This window comes from Mammaliicoccus vitulinus, assembly GCF_029024305.1.
In the GTDB taxonomy this organism is placed as follows: domain Bacteria; phylum Bacillota; class Bacilli; order Staphylococcales; family Staphylococcaceae; genus Mammaliicoccus; species Mammaliicoccus vitulinus.
The window spans coordinates 2343504-2362948 of record NZ_CP118974.1 but is presented as its reverse complement, the minus strand read 5'-3'; the positions used below and the strand labels follow the sequence as shown (position 1 = coordinate 2362948).

At 34.0% G+C, this 19445-nt stretch carries 15 protein-coding genes; 10 read left to right on the top strand and 5 right to left on the bottom strand.

The window, feature by feature from the left end:
• Positions 1 to 338: 338 nt before the first annotated feature.
• The gene (gabR, locus tag PYW35_RS11780; protein ID WP_103323017.1) at positions 339 to 1715 is read right to left on the bottom strand and encodes a MocR-like transcriptional regulator GabR; all 1377 of its coding nucleotides are present in this window, start codon (positions 1713 to 1715) and stop codon (positions 339 to 341) included.
• Between the two features lie 102 nt (positions 1716 to 1817).
• On the opposite strand from gabR, the gene gabT reads away from it, so the two are divergent.
• The 3 genes from gabT to PYW35_RS11765 are packed head-to-tail and all read left to right on the top strand — an operon-like array spanning position 1818 to position 5869.
• Entirely contained in the window at positions 1818 to 3104 is a 1287-nt protein-coding gene (gene gabT, locus PYW35_RS11775; RefSeq protein ID WP_016912987.1) for a 4-aminobutyrate--2-oxoglutarate transaminase, read from the top strand.
• Between the two features lie 31 nt (positions 3105 to 3135).
• Positions 3136 to 4527, top strand: coding sequence for an APC family permease (locus PYW35_RS11770; protein ID WP_103323016.1), 1392 nt, complete (start codon positions 3136 to 3138; stop codon positions 4525 to 4527).
• On the top strand, positions 4490 to 5869 hold the full coding sequence (locus PYW35_RS11765; RefSeq protein ID WP_103323015.1) for an NAD-dependent succinate-semialdehyde dehydrogenase: 1380 nt from the start codon (positions 4490 to 4492) through the stop codon (positions 5867 to 5869). The genes PYW35_RS11770 and PYW35_RS11765 overlap by 38 nt, the downstream gene beginning before the upstream one ends.
• A 1248-nt stretch (positions 5870 to 7117) precedes the next feature.
• On the opposite strand, the gene PYW35_RS11760 is transcribed toward PYW35_RS11765, so the two are convergent.
• The 3 genes from PYW35_RS11760 to PYW35_RS11750 form a co-directional block, all read right to left on the bottom strand.
• A complete protein-coding gene (locus PYW35_RS11760; RefSeq protein ID WP_103322845.1) occupies positions 7118 to 8335 on the bottom strand; it encodes a metal-dependent hydrolase family protein in 1218 nt (405 codons plus the stop codon).
• 19 nt (positions 8336 to 8354) lie between these two features.
• On the bottom strand, positions 8355 to 9521 hold the full coding sequence (locus tag PYW35_RS11755) for a hypothetical protein (protein WP_016912612.1): 1167 nt from the start codon (positions 9519 to 9521) through the stop codon (positions 8355 to 8357).
• A 203-nt stretch (positions 9522 to 9724) separates the two neighbouring features.
• Positions 9725 to 11086, bottom strand: a complete 1362-nt coding sequence (locus PYW35_RS11750; RefSeq protein ID WP_016912613.1) for an amino acid permease — start codon at positions 11084 to 11086, stop codon at positions 9725 to 9727.
• Between the two features lie 204 nt (positions 11087 to 11290).
• Here PYW35_RS11750 and PYW35_RS11745 point away from each other — a divergent pair, with 204 nt between their 5' ends.
• From PYW35_RS11745 to PYW35_RS11720, 6 genes are all read left to right on the top strand, one after another.
• Positions 11291 to 11605: a PTS sugar transporter subunit IIB gene (locus PYW35_RS11745; RefSeq protein WP_103322844.1), complete on the top strand. Its 315-nt coding sequence runs from the start codon at positions 11291 to 11293 to the stop codon at positions 11603 to 11605.
• 9 nt (positions 11606 to 11614) lie between these two features.
• Positions 11615 to 12895 (top strand): PTS cellobiose transporter subunit IIC, encoded by a 1281-nt coding sequence (gene celB / locus PYW35_RS11740; RefSeq protein ID WP_016912615.1) that lies wholly within the window; start codon positions 11615 to 11617, stop codon positions 12893 to 12895.
• Positions 12896 to 12916: 21 nt separating this feature from the next.
• Positions 12917 to 13231, top strand: a complete 315-nt coding sequence (locus tag PYW35_RS11735; RefSeq protein ID WP_103322843.1) for a PTS sugar transporter subunit IIA — start codon at positions 12917 to 12919, stop codon at positions 13229 to 13231.
• A complete protein-coding gene (locus PYW35_RS11730) occupies positions 13228 to 14610 on the top strand; it encodes a glycoside hydrolase family 1 protein (protein ID WP_103322842.1) in 1383 nt (460 codons plus the stop codon). Before PYW35_RS11735 ends, PYW35_RS11730 begins: the two co-directional genes overlap by 4 nt.
• A gap of 36 nt (positions 14611 to 14646) precedes the next feature.
• A complete protein-coding gene (locus tag PYW35_RS11725; RefSeq protein ID WP_239102446.1) occupies positions 14647 to 15900 on the top strand; it encodes a BglG family transcription antiterminator in 1254 nt (417 codons plus the stop codon).
• A gap of 243 nt (positions 15901 to 16143) precedes the next feature.
• Positions 16144 to 16437, top strand: a complete 294-nt coding sequence (locus PYW35_RS11720) for a PTS sugar transporter subunit IIA (RefSeq protein ID WP_239102444.1) — start codon at positions 16144 to 16146, stop codon at positions 16435 to 16437.
• A 219-nt stretch (positions 16438 to 16656) separates the two neighbouring features.
• On the opposite strand, the gene PYW35_RS11715 is transcribed toward PYW35_RS11720, so the two are convergent.
• Positions 16657 to 18648, bottom strand: a complete 1992-nt coding sequence (locus PYW35_RS11715) for a catalase (RefSeq protein WP_103322841.1) — start codon at positions 18646 to 18648, stop codon at positions 16657 to 16659.
• Positions 18649 to 18800: 152 nt separating this feature from the next.
• Here PYW35_RS11715 and PYW35_RS11710 point away from each other — a divergent pair, with 152 nt between their 5' ends.
• Positions 18801 to 19388, top strand: a complete 588-nt coding sequence (locus PYW35_RS11710) for a nuclear transport factor 2 family protein (protein ID WP_103322840.1) — start codon at positions 18801 to 18803, stop codon at positions 19386 to 19388.
• Positions 19389 to 19445 lie beyond the last annotated feature (57 nt).

Here is a 19445-nt window from a genome sequence, read left to right as displayed (position 1 = left end):
TAAGTCCGAAGTTAATCCAAGAAAATGCCTAAGTCGTGAGTTAAGTCTGAAGTTAATCCAAGAAAATGCCCAAGTCGTGAGTTAATTCCGAAGTTAATCCAAGACATCGCCCAAGTCGTGAGTTAAGTCTGGAGTTAATCCAAGACATCGCCTAAGTCGTGAGTTAAGTCTGGAGTTAATCCAAGACATAGCCTAAGTCGTGAGTTAAGTCAGAAGTTAATCCAAGACATTTTTGTACATACTTAAACAGTCAAAAGTGTAGATTATTTAATTATCATTTCCAGTTAATCCAAGACATAGCCTAACGCATAGATTTATTTGAATTGCTTATTTTACCTTTATTCATAAATGATTTCTTTTAATTTTAATATTGCAGGTTCGATGTCTTCTAGTTCTATTTTCGCAAATCCAATAATCAGCGTTTTGACTTTTGAATTCGCAGGTTCATCGACCATAAATCTCCTTAATGTATAGAGTTCTATACTATTATCATGTGCTTTTTGTTCTATTTCTTGATAGGTGAGTGATGTTTTGATACTTAATAAAAAGTGTAATCCAGCTTCCATGTCGTATATAGAAATATCTTCTTTAAATTCTTTGTTTAATACTTTTAAAAATAGCTCTCTTTTTTCAGTATATATGTGGTGCATTTTTCTAATATATTTCTCGTAGTTTCCTGATTTTATAAATAGATGTAGTGTATAAGCGTTAATTAAGCTTAAATCTGTAATTGCTGTGTCTGTTGCTAAATCAAATTTATAAAGTAGAGGATATGGCAGCACCATATAGCTCACTCTTAAACTTGGCATTAACGTCTTTGAGAATGTCCCTAAGTATATGACGCGATCATTTTTATCTAAACTATATAAGGAAGGAATATTATCTGTTCCATATTTATATTCGCTATCATAATCATCTTCTATGATGTATTTATTGTGCTCTGTTACCCAATTCAATAATTCTATTCTTCGAGAAATCGGCATAATTGTCCCTGTTGGAAATTGGTGGGAAGGTGTCGTCACAACAAAATCTGGTTGCTCTGATTTTACACGATTAACAGATAGTCCTTTTTGATCGAGTGGAATGTTCACGACATCTTGTCCCATATCTATAAAAAGTTTTCTCATACGTGAATAACCTGGATTTTCCATGGCGATTTTTTGGTTGTTTGAAAATGTATTGAACAAGGCGCTTAATAAGTTTGCAGTGCCTGAACTGACAATGATTTGATCTGGATAACATGTCACGCCTCTTTTGTACGAGATGAGTTGTGCGATAGATTTCCTGAGTTCTATAGGTCCTTTATAAATTGGTATTTCTGACATTTCATTTTGGAAAAGTCGAAATGCTTCTTTAGTATGCTTAGACCATAAATCAATTGGAAACTGAGATATATCTGTTGTCATATGAGAAAAAGAGTAACGATATGAAGATTTAATTTTAGTCGGATTATTGTGTATAGGCTGTGGTATACGATGATCTTGAATGATTAGTTTATTTAAAGCTTCAACAAAATATCCCTGTCTTTCTTTTGTATATATGTAACCTTCTGCAAAAAGTTGTTCATACGCATTTTTTACAGTGTTTATGCTGACATTTTGGTCGTTTGCTAGTTGTCTTTTTGATGGTAACTTTTCATGACTATTATATTGTTGTGAGAGAATATCTTGTTTTGTTTTGAGATAAATCTCTCTATATTTGTAAGTTTGTGCCATACTTTTCACCCCTCTGGTACCATATAAAAATCAAAACTGGTACTTTTCATTATACCAATATTTTTTTAATATGTACTAAATAAACAATAGGAGGGATTTTAGATGGGTAAGACTCAAGAACAATTAGTATCTTTACGTAACGAATATGTAGCAAGAGGTGTCAGTAATGGTAATACACATATTGCTGATTTTGCTAAAGGGGCAACTGTTACAGATAATGAAGGTAAAGAATGGATCGACTTTGCAGGGGCAATTGGAACATTAAATGTTGGTCATTCACATCCGAAAATTACTGAACATCTAAAAAAAGAATTAGAACGATTTATATTACCTGGATTTAATGTCATTATGTATGAAAGCTATATTAAGCTAGCTGAAAAATTAGCTGAAATTACACCAGGTGATCATAAAAAGAAAACAGTACTCTTAAATTCAGGAGCTGAAGCAGTAGAAAATGCTGTGAAAATAGCCCGAAAATATACAGGTAGACAACAAGTTGTATCTTTCATTAGAGGTTTCCACGGAAGAACAAATTTAACGATGTCTATGACAAGTAAAGTAAAACCATATAAATTTGGATTTGGACCATTTGCACCAGAAGTATATCAAGCACCGTATCCATATTTAGCTGATAAACCAGAAGGATTGAGTGATGAGGCGTATATTGATAGCGTGATCAAAGATTTGAAGAACTTCTTTATCGCAACTGTAGATCCTTCAGAAGTTGCATGTGTCGTTATTGAACCAGTACAAGGTGAAGGTGGATTTATTATACCTGACAAAAAGTTTGTGCGTGCTTTAAAAGATATTTGTGAAGAACATGGTATTGTATTTATTGCAGATGAAATACAAACTGGATTTGCTCGAACTGGAAAGATGTTTGCGATTGAGCACTTTGATGTGATACCAGATTTAATGACGGTATCTAAATCGCTTGCAGCAGGTTTCCCATTGAGTGGTGTTGTAGGAAGAAGTGAAATTGTAGATAGTCCAAACCCAGGTGAAATTGGTGGTACATATGCAGGTAATCCACTAGCTTGTGAAGCGGCGCTTAAAGTAATCGAAATTATAGAAGAAGAAAATTTAAATGCTAAAGCTGAGCAACTTGGTGCGACTATAGAAGCAACGTTAGAATCATATAAACTAGAACATAATTTTGTTGGAGACATTCGTAGATTAGGTGCAATGGTCGCAATGGAAATTGTAGACCCAGAAACAAAAGCACCAGATAAACTCAAAACATCACAAATTGTGAAAACAGCTAATGATAATGGGTTATTATTATTATCAGCTGGTATTAACGGTAACGTGATTAGATTTCTAGCACCTTTAGTCATTACAGATCAAGAATTAAACAAAGGATTTACGATTTTAGAATCTAGTCTTTAAGATTTATGACTAATAAAAATGGGGTATGAATATGAGTTCTCAATTTAATAAAACAATGAATATGGCAGATATATTATTTCTCGCGATTGGCGCTATGCTTGGATGGGGCTGGGTTGTACTTTCGGGAGAATGGATTTCTGAAGCAGGATTTTTAGGAAGTATTATAGCTTTTGCAATAGGTGGCTTATTAGTTATTTTCATAGGATTGACTTATGCTGAATTAGCCTCTGCAATACCTGAAACAGGTGGAGGATTTGTCTTTGTTAAGAAAGCATTTAGTCCAGGAATAGCTTTTATTTCAGGTTGGTCAGTATTATTTGGCTATGTATCTGTTATCACTTTTGAAGCAGTAGCATTGCCGACAGTTATTGATTACGTTATACCATTTGAACATACAGGTTTTCTTTGGAATCTAGCAGGTTGGGATGTTTACTTAACTTGGGTTCTAATCGGTTCTATCGGTAGTGTAGTCTTAACGTCATTGAATTATTTTGGTGTAAAGCCTGCTGCGATTATGCAAACGGTGTTTACAATATTTATTGTAGGCGTAGGATTATTACTATTTTTTGGAGCGGGATTTAATGGTGAATTCACACAACTAAAACCATTGTTCAGTAATGGTGTAGGTGGGACGATGTCAGTACTCATCATGATTCCATTCCTATTTGTAGGATTTGATGTGATTCCTCAAATTGCAGAAGAAGTTAAAGCACCTGCTAAAATGATAGGTCGCATACTCGTTATTTCAATAATCGCTTCGGTTATTTTCTATTTACTTATTGTATTTGGTGTTGCAACAGGATTAACACCTAGCCAATTACAAACGAGTGAATTAGCTACTGCAGATGCTATGGTGAATTTATTTGGCTCTAGTGGATTTGGTATCTTACTTGTATTAGGTGGCGTTGCCGGTATTATAACAAGTTGGAATGCCTTTATTATTGGTGGTAGTCGTATTCTATATGCGATGTCTAAAAATAATATGATTCCTAAGTGGTTTGGATTTATTCACCCTAAATATAAGACACCGACACACGGCATTATATTCCTTGGTATATTAGCATTTGTTGCGCCTTTATTAGGACGTCCAGCACTCGTGTGGATCGTTGATGCAGGTGGTATAGGTGTCGTATTAGGTTACTTGCTCGTTGCTTTTTCTTTCTTGAAATTAAGAAAAAGTGAACCGGATTTAGAAAGACCATATCGTATTAAAGGTGGTAAATTTGTCGGTTGGGTAGCAGTTATTTTAAGTATTGGATTTATCGCTATTTATTTACCTGGAATGCCTTCATCACTTATTTGGCCACATGAATGGATTATCGTATTTGTTTGGTATGGCATTGCAGCAATTCTATATTTAACTAAACCTAAGGGGGATGAAGTATTTGAAAGAACTCAAAGTATACAATCCAGCAACGAATGAAGTCGTTAAGACAATCCAGTACACTTCTGAAGAAGAAGCAAATCAACAGATCAATAAAGCACAAGTAGCATTTGAATCTTGGCGTGAAAGAGATGCACATGATCGTTCTGCACTTTTATTGAAATGGTATCAACTCATTGAAGAACATAAAGAAGAATTAGCAGAACTGATTACGTTAGAAAATGGAAAGCCTTATAAAGAAGCGTTGGGTGAAGTTGCCTATGCTAATAGTTATATACAATGGTATCAAGAAGAAGCAAAGCGTATTTATGGCAAAACAATACCAGCGAATCAAAAAGGTAAAAAGATTATTACAGATCCGTTCCCAGTTGGCATTGTAGGTGCGATTACACCTTGGAACTTCCCAGCAGCCATGATTGCTAGAAAAATGGCACCAGCATTAGCTGCAGGTTGTACCATCGTATGTAAGCCAGCCTTGGAAACACCTTTAACAACGATTCGAATGGTTGAATTAGCACATGAAGCGGGTATACCTGAAGATGCTATACAATATGTCGTTTTAAGTGGTCGAGATGCTGGAAGAATTTTTACAGAAAGTCCAATCATTCAAAAAATTACTTTTACAGGGTCAACACCAGTTGGGAAACAATTGATTAAATCTTCAGCTGATAGTGTTAAAAATGTGACGATGGAATTAGGTGGATTAGCACCAGTAATCGTACATAAAGATGCAGATATCGAATTAGCTGTTAATCAAACAATTGCTACTAAATTTAGAAATTCTGGTCAAACGTGTATCAGTGCAAATAGAATTTTTGTACATAAAGATATTGAACAAGACTATACAGCATTACTAACTGAAAAAGTGAACGCTTTAAATGTAGGAAATGGTATAGAAAAAGATACAGATATGGGACCACTTATTAATCAACAAGCGGTAGAAAAAGTAATAGATCAAATAGAAGATGCAGTCGAACATGGTGGCGAACTGTCATTATCAATAGAACAACTGAAATTAGGAGGCAACTTCTTAAAACCAGTAGTGATTCGTCATGCTAATCTAGAAATGAAAGTGATGCATGAAGAAACTTTCGGACCAATTGCAGCTGTTATGACATATGATGATTTAGATGAAATCTTAAAAGTAGCAAATGATACTGAATATGGATTAGCAGCTTACTTCTTTACGAACGATTATAGAACAGGCTTCGATATTTATAAAAAGCTTGATTATGGCGTGATTGGGTGGAACGATGGCGCACCATCAGCAGCCCATGCACCATTCGGCGGATATAAAGAAAGTGGTTACGGTCGTGAAGGCGGTATAGAAGGTATAGAACCATATTTAGAAACGAAATATTTATCAATAGGTAATATGTAGTATATAAACAAAGGTTCGGGGACAAAGATATCCGATCTCAAAATAAATCTCTTCATTAGGTGATAGCCTAGTGAAGAGATTTATTTTTGTGTTTAGAGTGTTGCGATTTTGAAAGTGCATGCTTGCCTGGGGGTATGGCTCGAGCCTGTAGTCGCGCGCGGCATACTATTCCCCCGGGCGTCAGCACTTTGCAAAATCGTGGAGAAAGATTATAAAGAATTTTTGCTATTGTTTCGTTTGTTCTTTTAAGTACATGCTGTATGTTGCAAGACTCACCAAACAAGCAACATAGAAGGCTCGTATGTTGCAAGACTTACGAAACAAGCAACATAGAAGCTCCGAATGTTGCAAGACTTGCCAAACAAGCAACATAGAAGCTCCGAATGTTGCAAGACTTGCCAAACAAGCAACATAGCACGCCCGTATGTTGCAAGACTGACCAAACAAGCAACATAGAAGCTCCGAATGTTGCAAGACTTACTAAACAAGCAACATAGAAGCTCCGAATGTTGCAAGACTTACTAAACAAGCAACATAGAAATCCTGTATGTTGCAAGACTTACGAAACAAGCAACATAGCACGCCCGTATGTTGCAAGACTTACTAAACAAGCAACATAGCACGCCCGTATGTTGCAAGACTGACCAAACAAGCAACATAGAAGCAATGTATGTTTTAAAATCTTACGATTTTGAAAGTGCATGCTTGCCTGGGGGTATGGCTCGAGCCTGTAGTCTCTCGCGCATACTATTCCCCCGGGCGTCCGCACTTTGCAAAATCGTGGAGGAAGATTATAAAGATTGGTTGCTATTTATCAAGTGGGCCCTGACATGATAATATCAACGGCTCTATTTATCAAGTGAAGCCTGACATGATAAAATCAAAGGTTCTATTTATCAAGTGAAGCCTGACATGATAATATCAGGGTCTCTATTTATCATGTGAAGCCTGACTTGATAATATCAGGGTCTCTATTTATCATGTGGAGTCTGACATGATAAAATCACGGGTTCTATTTATCAAGTGGAGCCTGACATGATAAAATCACGGTCAAATCGCACCAAGACTTGGAAGATATCGTGCGATTTTGGTAAAATATGGATAAAACGCACGAAGACTCAAAAGATATTGTGCGATTCAAGTGAAATCTAGCCAAAACGCACGAAGACTCACTAAATAAAATAAAAGCGCGTAAATTCCTCGAGAATAGGAATTTACGCGCTCTCATATTTAAGAAAGGATGTCTATTTATCTAATGTCTTTTACGATTTTACCGTCTATTGATACGACTTTAATTTTTTGAGGGTCTCTTAAGACGGCAATGTCTTTTAATGGGTTTTGGTCTAGCAATATAAAGTCTGCTTTTTTACCTACTTCGATAGTACCGAGTTCGTCATCGTAACCTAAGCATTCTGCTGCTGTTTTAGTTGATGCAATGATGGCTTCCATTTCTGTCATACCGTGTTCAACCATGAGTTCTAATTCTCTTAAGTTAGTACCGTGTTTAAATACGCCGGCATCTGTACCCATTGCGATTTTTACGCCTGCTTGATGTGCTTTTTTGAAGCTTTCGATATGATCTTGCATGACTTGTTTTGATTTGTTTATAGAGTTCTCACTCATGCCTAATTCAGCAGCAAATTCTATCACTGAAAGGGGAGCGAGCAGTGTTGGTACTAAATACATTTCTTTTTCTTTCATTAATTTGACTGCTTCATCATCTAAATATATGCCGTGTTCGATTGAATGGATACCCGCTTCTATACACTGTTTGACGCCTTGTAAACCTTGTGCGTGTGCCATTACTTTACGATTGTTTCTAAACTGGGCTTCTTCTACAATGACTTTTAATTCTTCTAATGAAAATTGTGTGTAGTCTGGGTGATCAGTAGCACTTGTAACGCCGCCAGTTGCATGAACTTTTAATACATCTGCTCCGGCTCTTAACATTTCACGCGCTTTTTTACGTACTTCATTCACACCGTCACACAATCCATTCGGCATACCTGGATAATCATCTTGTAAAAGTGGTAAGTGTATACTTGATTTTGTGTAACTATCACCATGTCCGCCAGTGATCGTTAATGCATTCACACTGATTTGTAAACGTGGTCCTAATATGATGCCATCATTTACAGCTTCTTTTATACCTAAATCTGCACCTAAAGCATCTCTAACAGTTGTCACGCCAGCATCTACTGTTCTCTTTAAATGATCTATCGCTTTATAAAAATTATATGAAAATGGTGTAGATAAGCGATTTTCTAATGGCTCCATTTCCAACATGACATGTACATGGCTATCAATCATGCCAGGTAGTAAATATTGTCCATTTCCTTCTATAATATTGTCTCCTGTTAAATTTTTCCCGATTTCAGCAATAACGTTATGATCAATTTTAATATCTACGCCTTGTTGTACTTCTTTACCTGTTCCATCTATTAAGTTGATGTTTTTTAAAATCATGATAAATGCCTCCTAGTTATTAAAGAAAATTCATTAATATAGATGTTAAAATAACCGACGCTACTGTTACAGTTGTAAATCCGCCGATAATCATTGGACTGAGTAGCTCATTAAATACATCTTCTCTATCTTCATCATTGTCTGTGACAGAACGGCTAACTTCTTCACATAAAATAAAATCACCTGGAAAACCGTATAGTGCTGTTAGAGCAACTGGTAAAGCTTTTGTAGGTCTCCAACCAATTAATTTGGCACCGATCAATCCACCAATTAAAATGCCGATTGTACCGATAATGAGGATAGATAATATTGCTGGTAAGAATGCCCATAAATCATGAGGTTTAATGCCACCCATAGAACCGATAACGATAAGGATGATGATAACCATCATAATCGTAAACGATTGATTTCGTTCGAGTTCTTTTTGTTCGAATAAACCAATCTTTAGTCCAATTACACCAAATAGTAAACTGAGCAGTGTGTAGTGGATACCTGTAAATTCTCCGATTATAAAAGCAATACTTGCTAAGAAGAACATGATAAATAGTCTAATAACATTGTTCTGTAACAATGGATTTCTATTGAAAATTGTTTCTTTTTTGACTTTGTTTTTATTAGAAATGTTAGCAACATTTTTATCATGTTCTCTATTTGCAAGATAATACTTAGAATAACGTTTCATAAGTATTGAACTTAGTGGCATACCGATGACACCTTGTAATGCTTGAACAATAGCAGGTAATACAATTAAGTTAGCTAATCCTAAATCTTGAAGTTTCTCCACAGTGATGAGTAGTGCAACGATACCGCCTGCAATTGGACCAACTCCTGAAGCTGCTGTACGGAAATCAAAGAGGAGTGTAACGAAAATTAAAATTAAAGTAGTCGAACCAATAATTCCAAAGACTGAAATCACAACTGCTTTCCATTGAGACTTCAATATATGAAGGGGCATCATCGTCCCCATGTGCATAATAACAGGTGCAATAATAAGTGCGCCAAGCGATGGCAATATTGCGTGATCTAATATCTTTTCAGGTAGTACGCCTGCCCATGATAAAAGTAAATAACTGACCATAGCTGTTAATAACATTGGTACACGTGCTTTTGTAAGATAAGAAATCACTTCACCGAGAACAATTAATGAAAATAATATAGTGGCTGAAATAAGTGGTTCACTAACCATTAGCGTTCACTCCTTTTTAAGTTAATAAGCAAACTTTAGCACATAAAAATATATTAGTTAATAGTATTTTCTAAATATTTTGAAAATAAAGAAAATATTGCACGAATAATTTTTAATCATATATTTATTGAATATTAATATCACTTAATAATATAAAAAAGACTGTAAACATGTCGAATGACATAGTTTACAGTCTAAAGATATTAATGCTTATTGGCTTGTTTACGTTGATTGACGTAATAAACGACTAACAACATGATTATCCATAGAGGTGAATATAATAACGCTGTACGTGTATCTTCTGCAAAGAATAAAATAACGAGTACAAACGCGAAAAATAGTAATGAAAGGTAAGAACCAATCACACCAAATGGATTTTTGAATTTAGATTTTTCATGTAAATCTGCATCTTCTTTTCTAAATTTAATATAACAAATTAAAATAATTGACCAGATAAATATAAAAAATATTGTTGCCAGTGTTGTTACGAGTGTGAACACATCATCAGGTATGAAATAGTTTAATATTGCTGCTAAGAATAATACAACGCCTGAAAAAATTAAAGCTGGGTATGGTACACCGCGTCTGTTCGTTTTGCTCAAGGTTTTAGGTGCATGACCTGTTTGACCTAAACCATAAACCATTCGACTATTACTGAATAAGCCACTATTAGCAGCACTTGCAGCAGACGTTAATACAACAAAGTTTACGATGCCCGCAGCAGCAGGAATCCCTGCTAACACAAATAAACTAACGAATGGACTTTCATCTGGATCGATTTTATTCCAAGGTGTAATGCTCATGATAATTAATAAACTTAAAACATAAAATATGAGTATACGAATTCCGATAGAATTGACCGCTTTAGGTAAGTTCTTTTCAGGATTTTTCGTTTCACGAGCTGTTACGCCAACAAGTTCAATTCCGACAAAGCTAAATACCGCCATTTGGAAAGCGAGTAAGAAGCCCATCGCACCATTCGGGAACACACCACCATGTGAATATAAATTGTGGAAACCGGATTGAATGCCTGTACTTGATTTGAAACCATTTAAAATCATCCATAAACCAATCGCAATTAATAATACGATGGCGATAATTTTTATAAGTGCAAACCAAAATTCTACTTCACCAAATAGTTTCACTGTCATTAAATTTAAACCTAATAAAATAACAACGGTTGCTATGGCTGAAACGTAAGATGGAACATCTGGATACCAAAATTGAATATATTTTGCTACAGCTGTAATATCAGCTATTCCCGTTGCTACCCAACAAAACCAATATGTCCATCCTGTTAAAAACCCAAATAAAGGACCTAAATAATGTTCTGCAATATCAATAAAAGAGTTATAATCACTATTTGAAAGTAATAATTCTCCTAATGCTCTCATCATAATAAATAAGAAAAAACCGATAATAATATAAACTAATAAAATTGATGGGCCAGCTAATGAAATACTCTTACCAGCACCTAGAAAAAGACCGGTACCAATCGCGCCACCAATAGCAATTAATTGTATATGTCTATTGGACATACTCCGTTTTAATTCATGATCTTCCATTTTTTTCGCTCTCCTTAATCTCAATAACACATATGTTAAAAATATGCTTAAAAAAACAATATAAAAAGCATTATACTACTATTATTTGTATTATGCATAATAATAATTACCATATTTACATTCCACTAGTAGAGGAAAATGATTATATCGATATGTAAGCGCATTCAAAATATAATGTAAATATAGTCGAAAGGGGAAAATAATATGAAAAATATTTTGTTAGCATGCTCAGCGGGAATGTCTACGAGTTTATTAGTAACAAAAATGAAAGAAGCAGCAGAAACACAAGATATACAAGTTAATATAAAAGCGATGTCGAGTGACAATGCTTTTCAAGCTTTAGATGAGTATGATGTTCTATTAATCGGTCCACAAATGAGATTCATGAAGAAAAAATTTGTAAAGGCAGCCGAAGAACAAGGAATCGAAATGCCAATTGAAACAATAGATTCAGTAAGCTATGGAAGAATAGACGGGGATGGCGTACTAAAACAAGCTTTATCATTATTAGGGGAATAGGTGATAAAAATGCAAAGCACTTTTATGGATAAGTTAGAAGATGTATTACTGCCAATAGCGGATAAATTAAATAACAATAAATATTTAGCATCTTTACGTGACGGTTTTATGATTGCTTTACCATTGATTATATTTGGTTCTATCTTTGTCGTAATTGCAAACTTTCCATTTTTAGATAAGTTATTATCAGAAAGTCAGTTTACAGCATGGCAAAATGCAGTTGGACCAGCTTCAGCAGCAACACTCTCTATTATGGGACTATTTGTAATTATCGGGATTGGGTATAAATTGACCGAACGGAATGGTTTGGAAGGGATTTATGGAGCGGTAACAGCACTAAGTGCAGTTTTAATTTTAACGCCGCAAGTAGTAGGCAAGACTGAAGGAGTTATACCTACAGAAATACTAGGTGCAAAAGGGATGTTCCTTGGTATTATCGTTTCTATTATTACTTCAGAGTTATACAGTTTCTTTACGAAAAAAGATATTACGATAAAAATGCCTAAAGGTGTACCAGATCAAGTTTCTAAGTCATTTAGTGCCTTGCTTCCGGTAGCATTTACTTTAACGATATTTTTAATCATTAGAATCTTAATTGCGTTTACACCATTTAATACGTTACAAGATTTAATCTATACAATTGTACAAGAACCTTTAACGGCTTTAGGAAAAGGATTACCAGCTACTATTGTTGCTGTATTATTCATTCAAATATTTTGGTTCTTTGGATTGCATGGACAAATTATCGTCAATACAGTGTTTGACCCAATCTGGTATTCATTAAACAATGAAAACTTTGAAGCGTTTCAAAAAGGATTAGAGTTACCAAATATTATTACTAAACAATTTATAGATACATTTTTAGTTGGTATGGGCGGAACTGGTGGAACAATAGCAGTAGTTATTGGAATATATTTACTTTGTAGAAGTAAGCAAAATAAAGAAATAGCGAAACTTGGAACCCCAGCCTCCATATTTAATGTGAACGAACCTATCTTATTTGGATTGCCAATCATCATGAATCCATTGGTGGTTATACCGTGGATTGTTTCACCGGTAATCATTACAATTGTAAGTTATTCAGCTATGTACATTGGATTTGTACCGAAGCCTTCAGGTGTCATTGTGCCATGGACGACACCTATATTTATAAGTGGTTTTTTAGCGACAGGAAATGCATGGCAAGGCGCAGCGTTACAACTCGTCAATTTATGTATCACATTTGTCATTTGGTGGCCATTTTTAAAAGTATTAGACAAAAACTATTTAAAACAAGAATTAGAAAAGTAATATAGGATGGAGGAATTTACGATGGCAACCTCAATTAATGAGATAGCATTTCAAATTATATTATACGGTGGCAACGGCCGTTCAAGCGCTATGGAAGCTATACAATGTGCAAAAAAAAGAAACTTTGAAGAAGCTGAAGCGCTCATTAAAGAAGCGGAACAAGAAATCAATAAAGCACATAAATATCAAACTGAATTGTTACAAAATGAAGCACAAGGTGAGGAAAGTGAATTGAATTTATTGCTCATCCATTCTCAAGATCATTTAATGAATGCAATCACAGTTAAAGATTTAGCAAATGAAATGGTAGTTTTATATAAGGAGATGAAATCATGACTAAGTATGTATTTCCAGAAGGTTTCTGGTGGGGAAGTGCTGCCAGTGCCACACAAACGGAAGGTACAAAACTATTCAAGGATGAAACGATATGGGACAAGTGGTTTGAAGAAGAACCTAATCGATTTTTCGATGGTGTAGGACCTTATCAAACTTCAGACTTTTATCATAAATTTGAAGAAGATATTAAATTAATGAAGGAAACAGGTCATAATTCATTTAGATTATCTATCTCTTGGGCTAGATTAATGGATCAAGATACGAATGAAGTAAATGACGAAGCAGTCCAATTTTATAATCGTGTTATCAATGGCTTGAAAGAAAATCATATTGAACCTTTCGTGAATTTATATCATTTTGATATGCCGTTTAAAAAGCAACAACAAGGTGGTTTTGAGTCTTTAGAAGTTGTTGATCGATATGTGGATTATGCAATGACATGTTTCGAATTATTTGGTGACCGTGTTAAATATTGGTTTACATTTAATGAACCAATTGTACCGGTTGAAGGCGGCTATTTATATGACTTCCATTACCCAAATATAATTGATGCGAAAAGAGGCTTCCAGGTAGCGTTTAATACTGTACTTGCGAACGCTCAAGTGATCAAAGCTTATAAAGAAAATGGTTATGATGGAAAAATTGGTATTATATTAAATTTATCACCATCTTATCCACGTAGTGAAAATGAAGCGGATGTTAAAGCTGCAGAAATCGCGGATTTATTCTTTAATAGAAGTTTCTTAGATCCTGTAACAAAAGGTCAATATCCGCAAGATTTAGTAGATATTTTGAAGAAGCATGAATTGGTACCGACTTATACAGAAGAACATTTAAACACCATTAATCAATATACAGTAGATTTATTAGGTGTTAACTACTATCAACCTAGACGTGTTAAAGCGAGAGATACTGTTCCTAATCCAAATTCACCATTCTTCCCTGAGTATTATTTTGATAACTATGAAATGCCAGGTAGAAAAATGAATCCATATCGTGGTTGGGAAATTTATCCTAAAGGGATATACGATATTATGATTAATTTAAAAGAAAATTATCACAACATAGAAAGTTTCATTTCTGAAAATGGTATGGGCGTTGAAAATGAAGCACGATTCATCGAAGACGGCCAAATTAATGATACTTACAGAATAGATTTTGTAAAATCACACTTAATATGGTTGAATAAAGCTATAGAAGAAGGTGCGAATTGTACAGGGTATCATATGTGGACGTTTATGGATAACTGGTCATGGATGAATGCATATAAGAATCGATATGGTTTTGTTTCGGTGGATATTGATACAATGAAAAGAACAATCAAACAAAGTAGAAAATGGTTTAAAGAAGTTTCTGCAAGCAACAGTTTAAATGACTAATATGAAATACAAAGAGAAATATTAGGAGAGAGCGTGATGGAAACCAGAGACCTTAACATTGTTAAAATATTATACCAGCATCAACACGAATATATGAACAGTGATGCAATTGCCAAATTATTGGGACTATCTTCAAAAACGATTCGCTCACATATAAAAATTATTAATGAAGCGAGCAATGAATATGGTTTCACTATTTTAATCAAAAAGTCAAAAGGTTATCAGCTCCAAATAATGGATGAAGGTTTATTTAATTACTTTTTGAATGAACGGTTTTTAAAAGATGAAAATTTAAATTTCAACAATCAAGATAGTAGAATTCGTTATATTATGAAAAAATTATTGCTGGATAACCATTATACAAAACTAGAATCTTTGAGTGAAAGTATGTTTGTAAGTGTAGGTACTTTAAAAAACGACATGAATGAAATGAGAAAAATACTCTCTCAATATGAAATTGAAATCGTAAGCCGTCCAAATTACGGCATGAAAATAATTGGCAATGAATTTCAAATTAGGTATGCCATTGCTCAATTTTTATTAAATAATCAACATGTTAATATAGGTTTTACAGAAGATGATATTAAAAGCGTTAAATCATATCTGATTAAACTGTTAAGCAAGTATAAAATTGAAATTCCTGAAGTGAAACTTGATAATCTTGTAACACATATTAATATTGAGATCGTTAGAATGAGAAATCAACTTATGATAGAACAACAATTTCAAATTGAAGAGCAACCGTTACCTAAAGAATTAAAGGCATTCTTTCAAGAAATGATTCAATTTATAGAGCGTCGTTTTGCTTTGAATTTACCTAAAAAAGAAATGGATTATTTGTATATTCATTTTGTGACGACAGGTATTATGAATGAAGTCACAAATGTACCTAGAAATAATATGATTGAGACGATGATTAAACATATGTTAGATCATATTAAACGCATTTTTTATTTAGATTTAACGACAGACAATGCACTTAAGAAAAACTTATATTTACATTTATGTACATCCATTCATCGATATAAATATAAAATGAATATTAGAAATCCAATGTTAAATGAAATTAAACAAAACTACCCATTTGCTTTTGATATTGCTTTAGTGGCGAGTAAAATGATTGAAAAAGATTTAAAAGTACAAATATCGGAAAGTGAAATAGGGTATTTAGCGCTTCACTTTGAGATGGCATTAAACCGAATAGAGACAGATAAAGGAAAGTTGAACGTCATACTTGTCTGCAATTCAGGATTAACAAGCTCTCAATTAATAAAGTATAAATTGATGTAGAACTTTGGAAATCAAATTCAAATTTCTGAAATTATAGAGTTATATAATATTCATAAAGCAAACCTCGAACAGTCAGATTTGATTATTTCAACAGTACCGATTAATGATACTGTAGATTTACCTGTGTTATATGTTAATCCAATTATGTCGCAGCAAGATTTAGATAAGATACAAAGGTATATTGATTTAAAGGATTCTCATCATTAAGAAGCATTAATAGAAATAATCGAACTAAAAACAAAGTTGAACAATAAAGATGATTTATTAAAATTTTTAAATACTCAATTGAAAAAGCGAGATTTAATTCATAGTGGATTTATAGACAGCGTAGAAGAAAGGGAACAACATGCTTCTACAGCTTATGGAAATTTAGTAGCGATACCACATCCAGTAATGCCTTTAGCAAAGCAAACATTCATATATATGATAACGATGGAAAAACCAATCGCATGGGATGATAAAGAAGTACAAATTGTATTTTGTCTCGGTTTAAAAAAGAATACAACAATCAATCTAGAAAAATGTATCAAAACTTAACCGATATTATTAATGATTACACTAAAGTCTTAAAGTTAATAGAAGCGGATACCGAAGAACAATTTCATAAAGTCTTTTCACCTTAGTAGAGTCTGGGACATAAATACCTAAACTCAAAATAAAAGATCTCTTCATTAGGCTATTGCCTAGTGAAGAGATCTTTATATTTTACGATTTTGAAAGTACATGCTTGCTTCTTACTTTATATATCGATCAATTCTATCTATCCCAATATCTTGCTCTTTCAAATGCTTTGACTATTGTGTCTGGTTCGTCTGAAATGAAGACACCAGACCCGTATAAGTCTAGTTTGGCATTTTTAAGTTTTTCAGCTGCGTGTTGATTAAAGACTAACGGTTTGTTGTGTTTATAAGAAAGTTCTGCAAATTCTTCTATTGATGGGTTAATATCGCTATCGTCTGATAATACGATGAGACTATCAAATAATGTTGGATGTGCTGTATTAAATGTTTCTGTTATACCGTAGTCTTCTGATATGCTTTTTGGATGTTTTCCTACGAATGCATAATTTAATTTGTTTGCTGTAAATACTTTGGCGTATGATTTTAAAGTTTCAGCGCTAATATCACCGTTTATTAATACGGCTACTGAATGTCCTGGTAATGGGATGTTGAATTTTTCCATTGTGAGTTGACTATCTTTAGATTCTGATTGCACTTCCTCATTTGTTTCAGGTACTGTAACACCTATGTTTTGTGCCACTTCTTCAGCTAATTTACGATCAACTTTGTTTAGTTGATTTACTGCATTTTGTTTCACCATAATAGATTTGCACATACCAATCTCGAAAGAAAAGCCTTGTACCATATGATTGTATTCGTCTTCATTAAGACTATTTAAATACAATTTTGGTTGGCTATAATAATCTTTAAAGCTTTCACTTCTTTTTTGAATTTTATGGCCATCTACTTTTTCCTGGTAATGTTCATAGCCACCTTCTTCTTTAGGTGTTGTATGTGGGTCATTATTGTTGAGTGCGTTCTTATGATAAGCGACTTGCCCTTTATGAACATTCATTTGATGCATGGCATCTCTTTGGTTATTGTGAACTTCATTTACCGGTCGATTGATTGGTATTTGATTGAAGTTTGGTCCGCCTAATCTGGAGATTTGTGTGTCGGTATATGAGAACAGTCGTCCTTGCAATAAAGGATCATTTGTAAAATCTATACCCGGTACGATATGTCCAGGGTGAAATGTAGCTTGTTCAGTTTCATCAAATACGTTGCTTACATTTCTGTTCAGCGTCATTTTACCTACTTTTTGGACGGGTACTTGATCTTCCGGCCAAATTTTTGTTGGATCTAATATGTCGAAATCAAAATCGAATTCTTGTTCTGGTCGAATAATTTGCAGAGCTAACTCCCATTCTGGGAAATCACCTTTTTCAATAGATTCATATAAATCTTTGCGGTGGAAATCGATATCTTTACCAGATAAAATTTGTGCTTCATCCCAAACGAGTGATTCTAATCCTTGCACTGGTTTCCAATGAAATTTTACAAAGTGAGCCTGACCTTCACGATTAACAAGTCGGAATGTATGAACACCAAACCCTTCGACTTGTCTAAAGTTCTTAGGAATACCACGATCACTCATTACCCACATTGTCGTATGAGTCGATTCAGGATTTTGTGCAAAGAAGTCCCAAAATGTGTCGTGTGCCGAACCACCTTGAGGCATTTCGTTGTGAGGTTCAGGTTTAACTGCATGAATTAAGTCTGGGAATTTAATCGCATCTTGTATGAAGAATACGGGAATGTCATTTCCAACTAAGTCAAAGATACCTTCGTCTGTATAGAATTTCGTCGCAAACCCTCGAACATCTCTCACAGTGTCAGGAGAACCTTTAGAACCTTGTACAGTTGAAAATCTTACGAATACGGGGGTCGTTTTATTGGGTTGAGTTAAAAAGTCAGCAGATGTATATTCTGATAAATCTTCATAAACTTGAAATTCACCGTGTGCACCAAAACCTCTTGCATGCACAATACGTTCAGGTATACGCTCATGATCAAAATGCATGATTTTTTCTCTGAAATGGAAATCTTCTAATAAGCTCGGTCCGCGTTCTCCAACAGTTAAAGTATTTTCATCTTCACTTACTTTAACGCCATTATTCGTCGTTAATGCTTTACCGTCATTATCCTTTTTCATGTCATTTAATTGATCTTGCTTTTTATTACTCAATTTCATCCCTCCAATTATAGTGTACGTTTTCCCTTTAAAGATAATTAGAAACGTCATTTTGGAAAAAGATTGAAATAGACTAATCATTTTGGGTATAAGTATATTAATGAGCTTTAAATGTAAAGACATTTCATAAAAGGAGGTGTACCAATATGACGCATTTACCGAAAATTGGACAGCCTGCTACGAACGCGTTAAACAACATCAACGTGACAACTTTAGAGCAAGTATCGAAACTAGATGAACACAATTTGTCGAAATTACATGGTCTAGGACCAAAAGCGATAAGTATTTTGAAAAAGTCTTTGGAAGATGAAGGATTGTCATTTAGTAAATTGGATGATGATTTACGTCATTTAAAGTTTACCGTACTCGGTGATTTAAAATGTGATAATGCACCTAAAAGAAGGATAGTACGAGATTTTGTAATTGCATCAACTATAGGAGATGAAAAATATCTTAGTAATTGGTTAACGGATGATTTTGTATGGAATGTCCCAGGAGAATTTGAATTGAACGGTAAAGAGGCCTTTATAGATGAAGTTAAAGAACACTTACAAAAAGTATCGAGTCTTGAAATAAAATCTATGCTCACACATGGCAAAGAAGCTTCTACACATGGAACAATCATCAGTCATTCAGGCGAAGAAATACATTTTGCTGAGATGTATGAATTTGAAAATCATAAAAAAGACGCCAAAATTAAAAAAGCCACTTCTTATATTGTGATGAGACCTTAATATTATTTGAAATATAATGGTAGAAACATTATCTATATTAGTGAAATTATGGTAAAT